Annotated in this window: 19 protein-coding genes; 17 read left to right on the top strand and 2 right to left on the bottom strand. The window is 29.1% G+C overall.

All coding sequences use genetic code 11. The features are described from left to right. Positions 1–69: 69 nt before the first annotated feature. From NNC19_RS17365 to NNC19_RS17305, 13 genes are all read left to right on the top strand, one after another. Positions 70–789: an ABC transporter ATP-binding protein gene (locus NNC19_RS17365; RefSeq protein ID WP_396136450.1), complete on the top strand. Its 720-nt coding sequence runs from the start codon at positions 70–72 to the stop codon at positions 787–789. A gap of 17 nt (positions 790–806) precedes the next feature. Continuing rightward, entirely contained in the window at positions 807–1,631 is an 825-nt protein-coding gene (locus NNC19_RS17360) for an ABC transporter permease (RefSeq protein WP_310939942.1), read from the top strand. A gap of 11 nt (positions 1,632–1,642) precedes the next feature. Beyond that, on the top strand, positions 1,643–2,410 hold the full coding sequence (locus NNC19_RS17355; RefSeq protein WP_310939941.1) for a hypothetical protein: 768 nt from the start codon (positions 1,643–1,645) through the stop codon (positions 2,408–2,410). A 137-nt stretch (positions 2,411–2,547) separates the two neighbouring features. Then, complete coding sequence (locus tag NNC19_RS17350) at positions 2,548–3,060, top strand: sigma-70 family RNA polymerase sigma factor (RefSeq protein WP_310939977.1); 513 nt, start codon at positions 2,548–2,550, stop codon at positions 3,058–3,060. Next, on the top strand, positions 3,057–3,509 hold the full coding sequence (locus tag NNC19_RS17345) for a hypothetical protein (protein WP_310939940.1): 453 nt from the start codon (positions 3,057–3,059) through the stop codon (positions 3,507–3,509). The genes NNC19_RS17350 and NNC19_RS17345 overlap by 4 nt, the downstream gene beginning before the upstream one ends. Then, positions 3,490–4,014 (top strand): hypothetical protein, encoded by a 525-nt coding sequence (locus NNC19_RS17340; protein WP_310939939.1) that lies wholly within the window; start codon positions 3,490–3,492, stop codon positions 4,012–4,014. The genes NNC19_RS17345 and NNC19_RS17340 overlap by 20 nt, the downstream gene beginning before the upstream one ends. Beyond that, a complete protein-coding gene (locus NNC19_RS17335; protein ID WP_310939938.1) occupies positions 4,007–4,300 on the top strand; it encodes a LiaF transmembrane domain-containing protein in 294 nt (97 codons plus the stop codon). The genes NNC19_RS17340 and NNC19_RS17335 overlap by 8 nt, the downstream gene beginning before the upstream one ends. Positions 4,301–4,365: 65 nt before the next feature. After that, complete coding sequence (locus NNC19_RS17330; protein WP_310939937.1) at positions 4,366–4,512, top strand: hypothetical protein; 147 nt, start codon at positions 4,366–4,368, stop codon at positions 4,510–4,512. Further along, positions 4,491–5,882, top strand: coding sequence for a S8 family peptidase (locus tag NNC19_RS17325; protein WP_310939936.1), 1,392 nt, complete (start codon positions 4,491–4,493; stop codon positions 5,880–5,882). The genes NNC19_RS17330 and NNC19_RS17325 overlap by 22 nt, the downstream gene beginning before the upstream one ends. Before the next feature lie 374 nt (positions 5,883–6,256). After that, complete coding sequence (locus NNC19_RS17320; protein ID WP_310939935.1) at positions 6,257–6,892, top strand: response regulator transcription factor; 636 nt, start codon at positions 6,257–6,259, stop codon at positions 6,890–6,892. Between the two features lie 260 nt (positions 6,893–7,152). Then, a complete protein-coding gene (sipW, locus tag NNC19_RS17315) occupies positions 7,153–7,740 on the top strand; it encodes a signal peptidase I SipW (RefSeq protein WP_310939934.1) in 588 nt (195 codons plus the stop codon). A gap of 109 nt (positions 7,741–7,849) precedes the next feature. Beyond that, positions 7,850–8,347 carry a TasA family protein gene (locus tag NNC19_RS17310; protein ID WP_310939933.1) on the top strand — a complete coding sequence of 166 codons (498 nt, stop codon included), beginning with the start codon at positions 7,850–7,852 and terminating at the stop codon, positions 8,345–8,347. A gap of 102 nt (positions 8,348–8,449) precedes the next feature. Continuing rightward, positions 8,450–9,109 carry a hypothetical protein gene (locus NNC19_RS17305; protein WP_310939932.1) on the top strand — a complete coding sequence of 220 codons (660 nt, stop codon included), beginning with the start codon at positions 8,450–8,452 and terminating at the stop codon, positions 9,107–9,109. A 120-nt stretch (positions 9,110–9,229) separates the two neighbouring features. Here NNC19_RS17305 and NNC19_RS17300 read toward each other — a convergent pair whose 3' ends face one another. Then, entirely contained in the window at positions 9,230–10,288 is a 1,059-nt protein-coding gene (locus NNC19_RS17300) for an AraC family transcriptional regulator (protein ID WP_310939931.1), read from the bottom strand. A gap of 327 nt (positions 10,289–10,615) precedes the next feature. Here NNC19_RS17300 and NNC19_RS17295 point away from each other — a divergent pair, with 327 nt between their 5' ends. From NNC19_RS17295 to NNC19_RS17280, 4 genes are all read left to right on the top strand, one after another. After that, positions 10,616–11,995 (top strand): MFS transporter, encoded by a 1,380-nt coding sequence (locus NNC19_RS17295; protein WP_310939930.1) that lies wholly within the window; start codon positions 10,616–10,618, stop codon positions 11,993–11,995. Between the two features lie 28 nt (positions 11,996–12,023). Continuing rightward, a complete protein-coding gene (locus tag NNC19_RS17290) occupies positions 12,024–14,909 on the top strand; it encodes a family 78 glycoside hydrolase catalytic domain (protein ID WP_310939929.1) in 2,886 nt (961 codons plus the stop codon). An 83-nt stretch (positions 14,910–14,992) separates the two neighbouring features. Then, complete coding sequence (locus NNC19_RS17285; RefSeq protein ID WP_310939928.1) at positions 14,993–15,829, top strand: MBL fold metallo-hydrolase; 837 nt, start codon at positions 14,993–14,995, stop codon at positions 15,827–15,829. 45 nt (positions 15,830–15,874) lie between these two features. Then, on the top strand, positions 15,875–16,780 hold the full coding sequence (locus NNC19_RS17280; protein WP_310939927.1) for an ROK family protein: 906 nt from the start codon (positions 15,875–15,877) through the stop codon (positions 16,778–16,780). Positions 16,781–16,964: 184 nt separating this feature from the next. Here the strand turns inward: NNC19_RS17280 and NNC19_RS17275 are convergent, their stop codons facing one another. Beyond that, positions 16,965–18,863, bottom strand: a complete 1,899-nt coding sequence (locus tag NNC19_RS17275) for a cellulase family glycosylhydrolase (protein WP_310939926.1) — start codon at positions 18,861–18,863, stop codon at positions 16,965–16,967. Positions 18,864–18,958 lie beyond the last annotated feature (95 nt).

Raw genomic sequence — 18,958 nt, 5'->3', positions numbered from 1 at the left:
GAATTTAGAGTAAGAAGTATAACAAGGTGTAGAAAGAAGGAATAGATTGTGTGTAATGAAGTTCTATTTGTGAAAAATTTAATTAAACGTTTTAGGAAAAAAACAGTAATAAATGATATAAGTTTTCATGTGAACAGTGGAGATATTTGTGGTTTTATAGGACCTAATGGTGCAGGAAAAACCACTATGATGCGCCTATTAACAGGACTTATTTTACCCAATTCAGGAACTATTTTAATAAATGATACTGATGTAAATAAGGATAGAGAAATAGCATTAAAGGATTTAGGAGCTATAGTAGAAACACCTATATTTTTTGAATATCTATCAGCAGAAAAAGCCCTTTTAAATTTAGCTATGCTAAATGGAAATATGACAAAAGAACAAAGAAAAGAAAAAGTTAATGAAGTAATTGAAGTTGTAGGACTTAAAGGAAGAGAAAAAGAAAAAATAAGTACTTATTCATTAGGAATGAAGCAAAGACTTGGAATAGCTCAAGCGTTACTTAATAATCCTAAAATAATTTTCTTAGATGAACCTGTTAATGGGCTTGATCCTATGGGAATAATTGAATTAAGAAATTTGATATTAAAACTTAATGAAGAACAAAACATAACATTTTTTATTTCTAGTCATCTTTTAGACGAGCTTCAAAAGATATGTAACCAACTAGTAATAATAAAAGAAGGAAAATTAATTTGGAATGGAAAAACTGAAGAATTACTTAATGAAGTTAGTGAAAATAATAGTTTAGAAGATGTGTTTGTAAAACTAATGACAGCTATATAAAAAGTGGAGGTTTAAACATGATAAATGTATTCAAAAGTGAATGGCAGAGATTATATAGTAAAAAAACTACATGGTTTTGTTTTATATCTATTCCTATTTTACTTATATGTGCAGCAAAATTTTTTTTAGGTCATAATTTAGGTTTGGATCCAAGTAGTTCTAAATTTACGGTATGTTATAACTTTCCTGTATTAGCATTACAAGATAATTTAGCATTACCAATTAATTCAATACTTATTTTACTAACTGTATTATGTGTAACTGATGAATTTAGAAGTGGGTCAATAAGAATGGTTCTTATTAGACCTGTAAAGAAAATACATATATTTTATGCTAAATTTTTAGTTATAATTTCAACTGTATTTCTATTTTTAGTTACTTTTTTTGTTATAGCATATATAATTGGATTTTTTACTTTTCCTAAGGTATCCAATATCACCATGTTATACTGGAATAATACTTTTGGCCCCATGGAAGTATTTATATATACAATAAAAGCATATTTTATAGCATTTTTAACGTTAGTAGCTTTGAGTTCTATAGTATTTTTTATAAGTATTATTAGTAAATCAGTAATTATAGCACTAGGATCTAATTTAGCAATAGTTATTTTAAGTAATGTGGTGATACAGATATTAAGAATGATTGTGGGAAAAGAAAATATACTTTTAGTTAAATTAGAATGGCTTATAATTCCACAGATGCAGATAGAAGCTATACCTAATATATTAGGAGAACATTCAAATTTATGTTTATATGGTTTTGAAGTTATGCTAGGTTATATTATTCTATTTGTGATAATTAATCATTTAATTTATCTGAAAAGTGACAATTTAGTTTAGGGGGGACAAAGATGAGAAATTTAATTAAGAGTGAGTTATATAGAATGTTGCATAGTGTTACCGTAGTTGGAGTGTTTATTTTAGCTATACTTGTATTTGGGCTTGCTACATTTAGTGTGGTAGCTTTTAAATTAGGGTTCTATGATTCAGGGATAAGTACTCCATTAAATTCGTTGAACCTTTCTCCTTTCATATTACGAGATGCAGAACTATTTAATACATTTATTTTTTGTCCTGTATTGTTTTGTAGCAGTTTTAATTATGAAAGTACAAGTGGTGCTTATAGATTATATTTACTTAGGGGATATAATAAAACAAAATTTATTTTAAGTAAAATGATATGTTGTGCTATTATAAGTTTTTTGTTAACAATTATTTTGTTTATTATTGGAACAATATTTGGCTTGATTTTTGAAACAAAAGTAGAGTCTACAACTTATTTTAATGGGCAGAATTTCAATTTAGTACAAGCTTTATTCTATAATTTTATGATTTATCTTGTAAATTACTTAGTTATATTAGTTATTATGTCAGTATTTTCAGTTGTTGGAGTGTTAGCATCTCATGTAGCCATCACATTTGTTTTAGGGAGTGGTGTTTGTGCTGGACTTGTAGGGGTAAGCTCTACTAAATTTGAATTTTTAATTTCCAGTGTAAAAACAGCTTTTAATGTATTCGATGGCAAAAATAGTTCTTTTATTGTAACTGCTTTATGTATGATAATTGGGCTTTGTACTTTAACAACTATTATATTTAATAGAAAAGATTATCTCTACTAAATATTATGTAAGTTAAATTTATATTTAAAAGGTAGTTTAAATTTTGAACTACCTATTTTTTATAAAAATATTTTACAGAAGTTGAAGTGTTTTCAAATTATTGGTCGTTATATTTAATGTAAGGATAAAATGAGGTGGTGATAGTTATTGATAAAGAAGAATTTGCAAAATTAATAAAACAATATGAACGCTTAATTATCACTATTTGTCTAACCTTTACTAAAAATTACTTTGATGCTGAAGACTTGGCGCAGCAAACTTTTTTATCTGCATATCAACATTTTGAAAAATTTGATGGAAATAATATTAAAGCTTGGCTTACTACAATTGCTGCCAATAAGTGTAAAGACTATGTTAAGAGCAAAGCAAGGACAACAGTTACCCTATCAGAAGAGGATTTTGAGTGTTTTGAGGATAAGGGAGATTTACCAGAAGATATAGTGGTAAATAGAAATACTGAAGAGAGAATACAAAATATATGTAGTAAGCTAAAGGAACCATATAAAACTGTAGCTATAAGTTATTTTTGTAAAAATATTAAACTTTCACATTTAGCAAAAGAAACAGGACAGAATATAAAAACATTAGAAACTCAACTTTATAGATCAAAAAAGCTATTAAGGGATTTGTGGAAGGAGGAGTTTATGTGAATGAAGATTTATTTAACAAGAAAGAACACTTATCAGAAGAAACTTTAAATAAGCTTAAATTTGGAATGTTAAAAGATGAAGAGGTAATTTTAGCATTAGGTCATATAGGTGAGTGTGAAAAGTGTGCTGGTGTTTTTGCAGATAACTTTGAAGACAATGAACTTGTAGATGTTCCTTTAGGGTTTCAAGAAAAAGTGCAAATAAAAATAAAAGGAGAAAGACAAAGTAATCTTAAATTTGGGTTTTATTGTTTTAAGGTTGTAGCTGCAGCTAGTATTGCATTGATGATACTATTTTCGAATGGACTAAGTTTTTTTGCTAGCACAGGGAAAAGTTATATAAAATCACCTAATTTAAGTATAGTAAGTTCAATAAATGAAAATTTGAGTACATTTTCTGAAAAAATAACTAAGTTGGAGGTTTTTAATAATGACAAAGAAAAAAAGTAGATTTTTAACTTTTATATGTTCTTTATTGCCAGGAGCTGGACATATGTATATAGGATTTATGAAGACAGGTGTATCATTTATGGCCGCATTTTTCTTTATAATATTTCTTTCATCTTTTCTTAAAATAAACGAGCTTATTTATATAGTACCATTAATTTGGTTTTATTCATTTTTTGATTGTAATAATAAAGCTAATTTAAATGATGAAGATAGACTAGTTACTGAAGACAAATATTTATTTTCTTTAGAGAAACTACCTAAAATAGACAATAAGATGTCTGGAAAAAGTGGAGTTACCATAGGAATAATATTACTATTATTAGGTGTATATTTAGTCTTTAACAACATTATAGAAGTTTTGAGGCCATATATGGATTGGGGATTTTATTCTATTCTTCGCAATTTATTTAGGCAAGTTCCTCAAGTAATCGTTGGAGTAGTTATAGTTGTAATTGGAATAAAGCTTATTCAAGGTAAGAATAAGGAGCGTAAGGCTAATGTATAAAGGGAGAAGAGTGGGAACATTTACTGCTGGAATAGTATTAGTTTTGTTTGGGATATTGTTTTTACTTAGATTAGTAACTGATAGTATAAATATTATTTTTATTGCATCTCTTTGGCCTCTTATTTTGGTTCTTTTAGGAATAGAAGTTATTATGGCGTGTATAATAAATAAGGAAGAAAAGATGCAATATGATTTTGGAGCAATAATATTAGTAATTATTTTAGCTTTCTTTGCTATGGGAATGGGTGGAGCTGAATTTGTATATACTCATGCAAGGTTTAATTAAAAGAATTTGTTAAAAATTCATTAGATGATACTATGTAATCCACAAGAATCTAGGGTTAGATTCTTGTGGATTATTATTTTGAAGATGTACATGTTGGAGAAGTTTCATTGACACCAACAAGTAGTCCCTTTGAATATAATAAAGTTATAAAGAACTTTAAGATAAATTACAGTTTAAAGGGGGAAAATAAGTGTATAATTACAGAAAGTTAAAATATATTATTTCTATTGCAATTACTCCTTTACTAATGTTTTGCTTATTTTCAATTCCAGTGAAAGCAGAAACTTCAATTTCTCAAAGCACAAAGAAATATGTTGATGGAGAATTTATAGTCAAATTTAAATCAGATTCATCTTCCAAAAGCTTAAATAATATAGAAACTATGAAAAAAGATTTAAATAGAAAGACAATACCTTTTGGGGTTGAGGTGCTTTCTACTGATAATTTAGGATATACAGGTTCAAAGTTAGTTAAATATAAAGGTAATAAAAATCCTGAAGAATTAGCTAAAATTATAAAATCTAATTATGGTAATAATGTAGAATATATTGAACCAAATTATATTTTAAATTCTTTAGATATAAATTCTAGTTGGGTACCATCAGATCCATATTATCCTAACTTATGGGGATTAAAAAATACTGGACAATATTTTTTGGGGCAATTTGGGACTCCTGGCGTTGATATTAATGTTGAAAAAGCCTGGGATGTTACTAAAGGAGATTCCGGTGTTGTGGTAGCAGTAATTGATTCAGGAGTTGACTATACTCATCCTGATCTAAGCAATAATATGTGGAAAAACACTAAAGAAATACCTAATAATAATATTGATGATGATGGTAACGGATATGTTGATGATGTTAATGGTTGGAATTTTTATCAAAGTAGCAATAATCCAATGGATGATTATGGACATGGTACTCATGTTGCTGGAACTATAGCAGCTTTAGATAATACAATTGGTGTAATAGGTGTAGCTCCACATGTAAAAATAATGTCTTTAAAGTTTTTGGATTCCAATGGCAAGGGTTCTATAGCAAATGCAATTAAGGCTATAAATTATGCAAAGAAAATGGGTGCAAAAATAATTAATAATTCTTGGGGTGGTGGAGATTACAGCCAAGCACTTTATGATACTATTAAGAATTATGATGGTTTATTTGTAGCCGCAGCTGGGAATGTGGGAACAGATAATGATTTATATCCAAATTATCCAGCATCCTACAACTTGCCAAATATACTTTCAGTTGCAGCAATCGATAATATAGGTTCTTTAGCTGATTTTTCAAATTATGGAGTGACTACAGTGGATGTAGCTGCACCTGGAGTAAGAATATATAGTACTAAGCCTTCTAATTCTTATCAATCTCTAAGAGGCACTTCTATGGCTACTTCTCATGTTTCAGGAATTGCTGCATTAGTATTAAGTGCAAACCCATTAGATTCTGCAGCAAATATTAAAGATTCTATTACAGAATCTGTTGTAAAGCTTCCTAGCCTTAATGGGAAGATTGCCACAGGAGGAATGGTTAATGCTTATGGAGCTGTGACAAGTAAAAAAAATGTACAAGCTACACCATAAATCCAACTTCATTTTATTACAACAAGATGAAGTTCAAGTAGTATAAAATTTGATTGGCAATGTAGTAAATGCTTCATCTGACTATGAAGTAGACTGATTTTATGTAAGGTTAATCACTCATATTTAATATTTTGTTTAGGCTGTTGCACTAAAATAATTAGTGCTCAGCTTTTTTATGATTAATAATTAAAATGAAACTCAGAATAATCAATATTCAGTTGTTTGTAATTAATGGAATCTTTTTTGTGTTTTACAATATAATTATAAAGAATTACCAAGGTTAATATATAAGAAATACAAGGTGAATTATTTTTTGCAGGTGTTTAATTCGTATTTATAATCAACAAATTAGCCAATAAAGCAGGAGGAATGTTATGAAGGTAATTATTGTAGATAGTCATCCAGTAGTAAGATGGGGGATTAAATCTATGTTAAGTTCTAATGAAAAGAATATAGAAGAAGTAAAAGAAGCTTTAAATATTAAAGAGGCCATGAACATAATAACAAGTGAATTGATAGAAATAGCAATAATTGATCTAAAACTAAATCAAGAAGATGGACTGGAAATAGTTAGAAAAGCAAAAGAGTTAAATTTGAAGACTAAGTTTATAATATTAACAGAGGCTATGTCAAAAGAAAATTTTGATAAAGCAGAAAAGTTAGGAGTAGATGGATATATATTGAAGGAGGCATTTGTTGAAGATATATTATATGCAATAGATATAGTTTGTAGAGGGAAAAGATATTATTATTCAGAAATTTTAATACAAAATAATAAATTAAATAATAAAGGAATAATTAATAAATTAACAGATAGGGAAAAAGAGGTGTTAATGGAAGTTAGAAAAGGCTTAAGCAATGGAGAGATAGCAAGTCATTTATATATTTCAGAATGTACAGTAAAAAAACATGTCAGTAATATTTTATCTAAGTTGGAATTAAGTAATAGAACACAGGTGGCCTTTATAGCTAATAATGGTGAGATGTGTAAGACATTAAATAGATATTGATTACAGAGCTTATAGGCTCTGTTTTTTTATGCCTAATTATATGTAAATAGAAATATATAGTTCAAAAGGAGTAGTCAATGTATCAAAAAGTATTATATAAAATAACCATAATTTGGTATGTGAAAGTAGACTTTCGACGTTAGAAAATAGTTTGTATTGAATTTATAATCAATAATGGAAGTTGGGTGATGACAAATTATTTACCAAATATAAAACAGTTTAATTCTAAATAACTAATATAGAAAAGGAGATATGAAAAGGTGAAGATAAAAAAGTGGATTAGTAACATTATATCAATAGTGATTATGACAATGTTTATACTTGTTGTAGTAATTATGCTCTCTTCAAAAATTTATGGTGGGAAACCTAAAGTTTTTGGATATGAGTTATTGACAGTGCTTTCTGGGTCTATGGAACCTAGTATAAAAACAGGGTCTATAATTGCAGTAAAACCTATATCAACTACTGATAAATGTGATATTGGAGATGTTGTTACGTATCAATCTTTAGAGGATACTAATACTTTGATTACTCATAGAATTACAGATGTAGAGAATACAAGTAATGGAGTTCAATACATTACAAAGGGAGATAACAATGACTCAGAAGATCCTAACCCAATACCATCAACAAAAGTTGTTGCTACCTATGCTAATTTTACAATTCCTGGGCTTGGATATATATTTAATTTTATTAAATCAAAAAATGGAATTATATGTTTATTGATTATACCTGGAATGCTATTAATTATTTCACAGCTCATTAATATGTGGAAGGTAATTACAAAGGTGGAGGAAGAAAAAAAGGTAGGAGAGGCAATTCAAGATCAATCCTCTAAAAATGTTTAATAATCTCCTGAAATTCCTATAAAAGATATTATAGTGAAAGTGAGATTTTTAATAAATTATCGATATAAGGGTAAAAATAAAATTTTTAAAATTAAAGGGGGACATGTAAATGTTAAATGTTAAAAAGAAAGTTGCTATGCTTTTAGCAACTACTGCTTTAGGGTCAATGTTGGTTGGAGTAGGGACATTCTCTTTATTCACAGATAGTGCTACCAATACAGGAAACACTTTTACTTCTGGAAAGCTAGATATCAATTTAGATAAAGCTGATGGAACAAAATATTTTGATGTTACCAATATGGCACCTGGGGATTCAGGTCAAGCTAATGTTACTGTTTTTAATGATGGTACTTTAGACCTTAGATATGATATAGCAGAAACTTTAACAGGGGGACTAGCAGAAGGAACAACTCCACTTCAAATAACAATTAAGGATTCAGAGGGCAATGTTATAACTCCTGGTGATAATAATAGATTACTTGCAGCAGGTGGATCTGAAGTTTTAACTGTTGAATATAAGCTTCCTTTACAAGCAGATAATTTCTATCAAGGAAAAGAAGCAACTCTTGGGTTGACAGTTAATGCAGAACAAACTAAAAACAACTAAATGTTTGCATAAGGGAATAAGGGTACAAATAATAAATTTAACATTTCTTTTAAATTATGAGGGTGGTCAAAGATACCACTCTCATCTATTAGGAGGTGAAATATGTTTTCAAAGAAAACATTAGTAGGTATTGCATTTACAAGCGTTTTAGCTATTGGATTTACTATAGGTGGAGCAACTTATGCTATTTTCACTGATTCAGCAACTAATAGAAATAATTCATTTAAGACTGGTAGTATAATATTAGAACAAAATAGAGATCATGGGGATACTATCAGTTTCCCAGGGCCTATGTTTTATTCAGCTAAATCTGATCCAACAGGTCACTTCCCTTATGATAGACCAAAAAGTGATAGTTCTGAAAGTTCAGCACTAGGTGGTGAAGATGTAGGAGGCTGGGCCCCAGGAGATATAGCTACTCGTGCAATGAATATATATAATAAAGGAACTTTAAAGGCTAAAATTACTAAATTAAAGGCAACTGTAAATCCAAAAGGAGTCACTTCTGGCGATGCATATAATGAATTTACAGATAAAATGAATATAAAGGTAACCTACTTAAGTACAACTCTATATGATGGAAAGATAAGTGAATTGTTAAATGGGGTTAATATAATAACTCCTATAATAGCAGTTCCTAATAGTGAGCCAGTTAATATAGCATTTACAGCTTCATTAAGTAAGGATACAGGAAATATAATTCAAGGCAAAGATTTTATATTTGATTTTACATTCTCTGGAGAACAAATAAAAAATAAATAGCAATAAATTAATAATAGAATTTAGCTGCAGTAAAAATTCTGTGGCTAAATTTATTTTCTTTTTTACTATTTTAAATTGAATTTTCAGTTAACTAGAGTTTTTAATCAGTTTAATGAAATTTTACTTAAATAAATTTTTTCTATAGTCAGTAGGTGTGCATCCATAATGCTTTTTGAATATTTTATAGAAAAAGTTAGTGTTTTCATAACCTATATTTCTAGAAACTTCAACTACTGGAAGCTTTGAATTTTTTAAAAGAAAACAAGCTTTTTGTAATTTGGCATCTTGTAAAACGGAGGTAAAATTATGGCCTTGAAATTTCTTTATTATTGAATTTAGATAATTAGGATGAAAATGAAAGTGTTCGGCAACAGAAGCTAAAGTTGCATCTTTACAGTTATTTTGTATATAAAGAATTATATCTGTTATTTTTGTATTCTTTAGTAAATCATAATTTTCAGAATTTGTTTGTTTTTGAAATACTTTAAGAAGTTCTGAAAAAATTATTACCATATAACTATTAATGACTTCAGTGGAACAAATGGAATTATCAAAATACTCACAAAGAACATCTTCCATTAGTCTAGCAAGCTTTTTAGAATCTTTAGATTTAAAAAGAATATAATCATTATAATCATTGCTTTGATAAATTGCATGAATAAAAAAGCTTGAAAGTAAGTTGTTTTCAGATAGCCGATTTAATAAAATGTCATCAAGGTGCTTTTTACTCATAATACAGTTTATAATGATATCATTTTCAGATGTTGGTTCAATTGAATGAAGTACATTTGTGTCTAATATACAAACTTCTCCTTTATTCATAACAATTTTGGTACCGTTTACTATTTGGTGGAATTTACCTGAATATACATATACCATTTCAATATAATTATGATGATGTTCTTCTGTATTAGCAAAACGAGGATGGGAGACAAAGACAATATCATCAATCCTATTAATTATAGTCTTATCATTATTTATTTCCTTTGAATCAGTAAGGAACTCTTCAATAGATTTATCAGAAGGAATAGGAAACTTTCTCATAATATTCTCATCTAATTCATTATTTTTAAGAAAAGATTTTAATGATTGTATATCATTAGGGTTTATATTACTTAATATAAACTTTTCATAAAAAGTATACTCTCGTAAAAAAATATCAAGATCAAATGAATTCATATTACCACCCTTATTTTAAAAATTGTTTATATTGATATTTAATCAATATTCATAGTAGTAATCTAACATAAGAATAAATAAAAGACAAACTTATTTTAAGTAAAATACTAATTTATGTTCTAAATTAAATACACAAATTTGAGTTAGTTGTACAACATATTTGAATCAGTCATTAAATAAATGAATAGAAAATGTTAAAATGTTTACATGAAAAGCTTTTCAAAAAAGTTGTTATTGAATAGTAAATTAAAAGTGTAAGAAAATTATAGTAAATTAGCGAATTTATATTTATGTGAGATACAGAAAAAATTCAATGGAGGAATTCTTATGTTAAATTTAGAGACAAACAAATCACTTAATAATACTACAAAAATTTCTTTTTTTGAAAAGTTAGCTTTTGGAGGGGGAGGCTTTGCTGCTAATATATTAATTCAATCGATTAATATGTATTTAATATTTTTCTATACAGATGTTTTTAAAATTAGTGCAATTACTGCAGGAACTCTATTTCTTGTTGCAAGAGTAGTAGATTCAATAGTTGATTTTAGTATGGGATATATAATTGACAGAACAAAAAGTAAATGGGGAAAATTTAGACCATATGTAATGTTTGGTTGTTTACCACTTTGTGTGCTAGGAATTTTGTGTTTTACAGTACCTGAATTTAATGATATAGCAAAAGTAGTATATGCATATGTGACATATTTGCTTGTAATGGTATTTTATTCGATAGTAACAATACCTACTACTGCTATACTGCCAGCAATTACACAAGAGCCAACTGAAAGAATTAAGCTTAATAATTTTGCTCAATTTTTGGGAATGACAGGAATGATGATTGTAGCAGTTGGAACAATGCCATTAGTAGGAATTCTTGGTGGAGGTAATCAAGCTAAAGGATTTTTCTTTACAATAAGTTTGTATAGTGTAGTATCATTTATACTTTTTGTGATTTGGTCTTTCAAGGTAAGAGAAAGAGTTGTAGTAAAGAAGCAACATGAAAAAATAAAATTAAAAGAAGCATTTCCAATTATATTAAAAAATAAATATTTATTATTATTATCAGGTGCATTTGTATTCTTTATGTCAGGATTTACAATTAGAAATAATTCTCAAATGTATTATTTAACATATTCTCTTCAAAGACCAGATTTAGTATCAATCGTGGGGTTGCTTTCTATGCTTCCATTAATTTTAATTATCCTTTTAGTGCCATTCATAGTTGGAAAAATTGGTAAAAGGAATGCTTTAATATTAGGAATGATTATTGTAATAGTGGCAAATACTAGTCAATATTTTGTAGGGTTTGATAACGTATCTATGTTGTTGACTTTAACAGTAATTTCAGCAATTGGCTCAGGGTTATTTGTACCATTAGTATGGGGACTGTTACCAGATACTGTTGATTATGCTGAGTGGAAATTTGGAAAACGTGCAGAAGGTATCATAAGTTCAACATTTATATTCCTTCAAAAATGTTCATCAGGTGTGGCTGGTTATGTTGCAGGAGTTGGATTAGTTGTTTTTGGATATATCCCAAATGTTATTCAATCTGTAGATACAATGAAGGGAATATCATTTCTATATAATGTAGCAGGATCTATATTATCCATAATTGCAGTAGTATTTATGATATTTTATGATTTAGATAATAAAAAATACAATAAAATTATTCAAGAATTGCATGAAAGAGAGAATGAAAATTAATATTTAAAATAGAAATGGAAGGTTAATTATGAAAATAGTTAGATTAAGAGCTAATCATTTTAGAAATCCACTTGGTTGTAATTTAAGTGATTTAAGTCTAACCTGGGTAGTTGAAGATACAGAATCAAAAAAACAGGAAAGTGTACAAGTTATTATTTGTAGAAATGATAGATTTCATTCAGAGTCTATAATATATGATAGTGGAAAATGTAAAGATGCAGATAGTCGTTCTTTCAAACCAGGAATTAAACTCGAACCATGTACTTGTTATTATTGGAAGGTAAGAGTTACAGGTGATAATGGAGAAACTGCAGAGAGCTATATAGCTACATTTGAAACAGGAAAATTAAATAAACCATGGAAAGGTATTTGGATTACACCTGATTTAGATAAAGATATTCATCCATATATGAGAAAATCTTTTGAAATTGATGGGAAAATTAAATCAGCTAGAGTTTATGCTTCAGCGGCAGGTATTTATGAAATGGAGATTAATGGTGAAAAAATCTCTGACGAGTATTTACTTCCAGGTTATTCAGTTTATGATTGCTGGATGCAGTATCAAACATTTGATGTAACAGAACATATTAAAGAAGGAAAGAATGTTATAGGAGCAATACTTGGAAAAGGGTGGTTTTCTGGACGTTTTGGTCTTGGAGGAATGGAAGATACTTATGGTGATAGAATGGCACTTCTGTGTGAACTTGTTATAACTAAAGAAGATGGAAGTGAGATTGTTATTGGAACTGATGAAAGCTGGAAATCTAAAGCAGGACCAGTTTCTAAAAGTGGAATCTATGATGGAGAGTACTATAATGCAAATGATGAAATAGCAGACTGGTCAATGGTAGTTTGTGATGATGAAAGTTGGACAAATGTTAAGATAGCAGATTTGAAGCTTGGTGATATGGAAGAGCGTTTAAGCCCTCCTATTATAAAACATGAATCCTTTAAATCAAAAAAAATTATCACTTCAAAAGGAGAAATAGTTTTAGATTTTGGTCAGAATATGGCAGGATGGGTAGAATTTAATGTGAATATTCCCAAAGATGATAGAGTTTTAATACAATATGGAGAACTTCTTCAAAAGGGATGTTTTTATAGAGACAATTTAAGGAGTGCAAAAGCAGAATATAAATATATTTCTAATGGTAAGGCAGCACATGTAAGACCTCACTTTACTTATTATGGTTTTCGTTATGTAAAAGTTGAGGGGATAGATGAAGTAAATCCAGAAGATTTTACTGCATATGCTATTTATTCTCATATGGATGAGCTGGGAGAGATAAAAACTTCTGATGAAAGGGTCAATCGTTTGATTTTAAATGCAAAGTGGGGAGAAAAAAGTAATTTTGTTGATATTCCAACAGATTGTCCACAAAGAGATGAACGTATGGGGTGGACAGGAGATACTCAAGTCTTTTCTGGAACAGCAAGCTTCTTTACTGATACATCAGCATTTTATAATAAATATATGAAAGAGCTTAGAGAAGAACAGAAATTAATAGATGGATCAGTACCTGTGATTATCCCACGTGTTAGAAATCAAAGAGAAGTAGGGACTGGACACGGTTCTAGTGCCTGGGGAGATGTAGCGACAATTCTTCCATGGACAGTTTATCTATATTTTGGAGATAAATCTATGCTTGAAAAACATTATGGTGCTATGAATGATTGGGTTCAGTATATTATAAGGCAAGATGAAGAAGATGGAGGAAAACGCTTATGGCAGACAGGAAATCATATAGCAGACTGGCTGGCATTAGATAACCAAGATACAAGTGATATGTTTAATGGTGGAACAGATCAGTATTATGTTGCAACTGCATACTATTATTATTCAGTAAAGCTTATTGGTGATGCAGCAGAGGCTCTTGGAAAGAAAGAAGATGTTACATATTATAGAAAGATTCAGAAAGAGATTAAAGAAGCATTTTGTAATGAATACATCACTCCAAATGGAAAGATTTCAGTAGATACTCAGACAGCTCATATATTAGCCTTATTTATGGATTTACTTCCACAAAAACATCGTAGTCGTGTAGCAGAAGCCTTAAAAACAAAGTTAGTTGATAAAGGTACACATTTAGATACTGGATTTGTTGGAACACCATATATCTGTAGAGCACTTTCAAGTGTAGGCGCAAATGATTTTGCTTATAAGTTACTACTCAATGATGATTTCCCAAGTTGGTTATATAGTGTGAATATGGGAGCAACTACAATTTGGGAACGATGGAATTCAGTAAATCAGGATGGTTCTGTTAGTAGCACTGGGATGAATAGTATGAATCATTATGCCTATGGTTCTGTTGTTGAATGGATTGCTAGAGATATTTGTGGGTTAAATCCAATTTTTGATGAGCCAGGATTTAAGAAAGCTCTTATTAAACCTAAACCATTTGCATACTTAAAAAATGCCTATATTCGTTATAAATCAGTATCAGGAACTTATATAAGTAGTTGGGAAATGATGGAGGATGAAAAAATAAATTTCTATTTTCAAGTGCCATTTAACTGTGAGGCTGAAATAATTCTTCCTGATACAAAAATTCAGGATATAGAAATTAAAGAAGGACAACCTGTAATTAGTGAACAAAAGGATGGCAATGTAATATTAAAAGTAGAGGCAGGTAAACTTCAGATATCTTATAAACCAACTAGAGATTATTATCCTTATCTAAGTATAAATAGTTCTTTAAAAGATGTATTGGAAAACAAAGAGGGAATAGCAATTCTTCGTAAATATATAGGTGGGCAGCTAGATAATATTAAAGAGATCCCTGAGTTACTAGACTTATCACTAAATAAACCACTTACAGCTAACCCTATTTTTGGACCATTATCTCTTTTGAATCAAGAGCAGATTGAAGCTTTGTCAGTAGAATTAAGTAAATGTAGGGTGAAAGTTTAAATTAAATAGATAGAAGTTAGGAATGTTGTGATATTTTACAACATTCCTATAAAAATTTTAAGGTATAATATGGAGGAAATATAATGTCATTAAAATATTTTAAATCTAAAAAGATTTCAGAAAGTACTACCAGAATATTTGGACCAACTGGTGAATTGATGTATTTAGTGGAAGGAAGTAAGCAGGCTGTTCTTATAGATACTGGAACTGGTGTTGGCAATTTAAAAGCTTATGTTGATAAACTAACAGATAAACCATATTTTATTTTATTAACTCATGGACATGTAGATCATGCTATGGGAGTAGCTGCGTTTGATAATGTTTATATGAATTTAGCAGATAAAGATATATTTATAGAGCATAGTGATATGTCTGTTCGAAAGGGATATCTTGAGATGGGAATGGGAAAAAGTTTTCAGCTGGTTAAAGAAGAGGATTATATTTCAGAGGCATCTGTTAATAATTTCAACTCTATTCTACCAGGAGACACCTTTGATCTTGGAGGAATAACATTAGAGATTCTTGTTGGAGAAGGGCATACACCTGGAATGATAACAATTTTATTAGTAGAAGAGAGAATATTATTTTTAGGAGATGCTTGTAACTTTTTTACATTCCTCTTTGATAAAAATGCTAGTGGAATAACTTCCTATGAAACAACTATGAAAAAGTTAGATAGTTGTACTAAAGGGTGTTATGATAAAGTTTATTTATCACATGGAGATGGAGATGCTCCAAAGGAGATGCTAGAGTCTATTATTAAGTTATGTGAAGAAATTAAAACAGGAAAAAGTGATGAAGTACAATTTGAATTTATGGGGGAAATAGCATATATTGCAAAAAAAGTTGATTCAAATATGATTCGTTTAGATGGTGGGATAGGTAATATTGTGTATAATAAGAAGAAAGTTAATAAATAAATTCATTCAACAAGAAAATATAATGAAAGAAAAGGAGCAATTTTTATGGATTTTTTAGTTATAGATGTTGGTGGTTCAGCTATAAAATATGCTGTAATGAATGAAAAAGCAGAATTTATTGAAAAGGGGAAAACACCAACTCCTATGGATAGTATAGAACATTTCATTGATGTCATTGGTGAAATTTTTGATAAATACAAAGATAGAATTGGTGGTATGGCTATGAGTATGCCTGGGCGTATAGATAGTGATCGTGGTTATTTATATACAGGAGGAAGCCTAGAGTATAATACAGAGATTGAAATTGTTGAGTTACTTAAAAAGCGTTGCCCAGTACAAATAACTGTAGAGAATGATGGGAAATGTGCAGCTTTAGCTGAAGTTTGGATGGGAAGTCTTAAAGATTGTAATGATGGAATAGTAGTAGTATTGGGAACTGGTGTTGGTGGTGGTATTATTAAGGATAAAAAGTTGCATAAGGGTAAGCATTTTACAGCTGGAGAATTCAGTTTTATTTTTACTAATAATGCTGCCTTTGAGAGTAAGTTTTCACATATGTGGGGATCACAAGCTGGAGTATCTGGATTATGTATACCAGTAGCAAAAGTCAAAAATTTGCCTATAAAAGAGGTAGATGGATGCAAGGTTTTTGAGTATGTAAAAAATGGTGATCAAGAAGTAATTGATATATTAGATGATTATTGTTATAGAATGGTTTTGCAGCTTTACAATTTGCAATATATTTATGATCCAGAGAAAATAGCAATTGGTGGAGGAATAAGCAAGCAAGAGAATTTAATTAAATACATTAAAAAGAATATTGAAAAACACTACAATAATCTAGAGCCCAATATAATGATAAAACCAGAAGTAGTTCCTTGTCAGTTTTTTAATGATTCAAATTTAATTGGGGCATTATACAATTATTTAACAAGATATAAATTAATTTAGATAAAGTTGACTTAATTACAAGTAAATTGAGATTTAAAATAGGGTTAAAGATAAAGAATTACAAGTGAATTTTTGAAAATAAAATTACTTGTAATTCTTATTTTGATAGGAAATATTAACCAAAATATCAGCTTAAGCTTAAAAAAATTGTTAAGAAAATGAATAATAAATCTATTAGAATTACTTATATTAAATTACGAAGTTCTAATAAATCTACAATATTTAATTTTCCATCCCCATTGATATCTGAATTTTTTTCATTTATAACATACTTAGAATTTGTTAAATACTTCTTTAATGCAAGATAATCTGTAATGGATACTTGACCATCATCATTAACATCTCCTAAAAGTACTGGCGGATTATTTTGTCCTATAGCTTTACCAGTAACATTTTTTCCGGATTTATTTAACACATATTCAGTAATGTCACCATTTTTCCAATGAAATTTCAAATTAATTGTTCCATCGTTGCATTCAGCAAAAAATTTATCTGTAATTGTTAGTGTGTTATTATCATAATTTGGACTAAATGTAGTACCAAATTCTTTATAAGTTGTCCAATTATTAGGGCCAGCTCCACTACCATTAGAATAAGAAGCTTCCATTGTTGATAATATTGAACCATTAAATTTCATAGGAATAACTAGTTTATCTGTTGTACCTGTTGAATCACTTGAAATAGGTTTGTTATTAAATGTAACATCTATTTTCCAATCAGGACCATTAGAAAACTTAAGGTTTAAAGTTCCATTAATACCATACTTGTTAGCTATTATACTATTAACATAACTTCCCTTAAATGTGACTGTCTCATTCTCATAAGTATAATCAGTGCCTAGTACTAATTGTCTATTTTGATCTGAAATGGACATTAATTTGTTACCATTTAAAGTGAGTTTAGTACTAACATCTGCATTTCTATTTTTTTCAGTTACAAATATTCTATCAGATGCTGCATATGAAGAGCGTAATGAGTTTGCACTTGTCATAATGATATCATATGCATTTTTATCACCCCAAGTGTAATTATATCGATCAATATCTCTACCGTTATTCCACATTATCATTCCAATTCCATTAGCTTTTCCATAAGAAGTAATATACTCTATATACTTTAAATATTCTCCATGGTCAATATGGCTAAGGTCACCAAGAACACCATATTCACCACAAATAACTCCTATACCATTTTGTATAAAGTTATTATGCATTATATCTATTGATTTTTTAGCATCATCTAAAGTTTGACCATCAAAAGTAGTATATCCTGCAAGATTTACACTAAATGGCCAATAACCATAGTAATGATATGTTGCCATAATATTTTTATCATTTAAGTTTAGAATTGTTTCAGAAGAAGATTTACTTTCAGCATCTCCAGCATTAGTTTTTAAATTTGGAAATACCAACATTCTAGTAGCATTTTTCCCACCAGAATTTCTAACCACTTCATAAAAAGCCTTATTAACTTCATTATTAATTTTGATTTGTTCTTCATCACTTCCATTATAATAAGGTTCATTTAAGGATTCAAAACATACCTTATCAGAATAATCCTTAAAATAATCAGCAACTTGTGTCCAAAGTGCTTTAAACTTTTTCATTGCAGTGCCATCGTCAGAACCAATATTATGTCCCCAAATAGAAGGATCGACATGCTGTGCATCAATAAGAACGTAAAGACCTTCATTTAATGCCCAATTAACAACTTCTGCATAACGATTTAAATAATCAGCTTTTATTGTATAAGTAGGTGCATCTCCTGTACGAGTATAGCAAGTAAATGGCATACGTATACTTTTAAACCCAAATTCCTTAATACTATGTATAAGTTCTTTTGTTACAATAGGATTTCCCCATGCTTGTTCACCAAGGTCTTTCCAATAGGGATTACTTGTATTAGTATCAACACTATCAAATGTATTGCCAAGATTCCAGCCAGGGCCCATTGCATTTGCATAAGCCTGAGAAGCAGTTGTTGTATTTTCTGCTGCTTTTGCTACAACCTGTGTTTTCGTTGAACCAATGAAAATAAAGCCTAAAAATAATGACAAAATAAAAAGTTTTCTAAATTGATTCATTTTTTTTACCCCTTCATAATATCTCGTGTACACGCTTGTACACGGCTTGACTTTACTTATTTTATGCATGGGTTACATATAAACCATGCAACCCA

Source organism: Clostridium sp. SHJSY1 (assembly GCF_031626875.1).
In the GTDB taxonomy this organism is placed as follows: Bacteria; Bacillota; Clostridia; order Clostridiales; family Clostridiaceae; genus Clostridium.
This window is presented reverse-complemented; position numbering and strand designations above follow the sequence as displayed.

Coding starts and splice junctions, on each gene's coding strand:
- NNC19_RS17275 (WP_310939926.1), bottom strand. CDS start 18,863: ATGAATCAATTTAGAAAACTTTTTATTTTGTCATTATTTTTAGGCTTT.
- NNC19_RS17355 (WP_310939941.1), top strand. CDS start 1,643: ATGAGAAATTTAATTAAGAGTGAGTTATATAGAATGTTGCATAGTGTT.
- NNC19_RS17335 (WP_310939938.1), top strand. CDS start 4,007: ATGTATAAAGGGAGAAGAGTGGGAACATTTACTGCTGGAATAGTATTA.
- NNC19_RS17360 (WP_310939942.1), top strand. CDS start 807: ATGATAAATGTATTCAAAAGTGAATGGCAGAGATTATATAGTAAAAAA.
- NNC19_RS17310 (WP_310939933.1), top strand. CDS start 7,850: ATGTTAAATGTTAAAAAGAAAGTTGCTATGCTTTTAGCAACTACTGCT.
- NNC19_RS17320 (WP_310939935.1), top strand. CDS start 6,257: ATGAAGGTAATTATTGTAGATAGTCATCCAGTAGTAAGATGGGGGATT.
- NNC19_RS17305 (WP_310939932.1), top strand. CDS start 8,450: ATGTTTTCAAAGAAAACATTAGTAGGTATTGCATTTACAAGCGTTTTA.
- NNC19_RS17280 (WP_310939927.1), top strand. CDS start 15,875: ATGGATTTTTTAGTTATAGATGTTGGTGGTTCAGCTATAAAATATGCT.
- NNC19_RS17285 (WP_310939928.1), top strand. CDS start 14,993: ATGTCATTAAAATATTTTAAATCTAAAAAGATTTCAGAAAGTACTACC.
- NNC19_RS17300 (WP_310939931.1), bottom strand. CDS start 10,288: ATGAATTCATTTGATCTTGATATTTTTTTACGAGAGTATACTTTTTAT.
- NNC19_RS17340 (WP_310939939.1), top strand. CDS start 3,490: ATGACAAAGAAAAAAAGTAGATTTTTAACTTTTATATGTTCTTTATTG.
- NNC19_RS17290 (WP_310939929.1), top strand. CDS start 12,024: ATGAAAATAGTTAGATTAAGAGCTAATCATTTTAGAAATCCACTTGGT.
- NNC19_RS17295 (WP_310939930.1), top strand. CDS start 10,616: ATGTTAAATTTAGAGACAAACAAATCACTTAATAATACTACAAAAATT.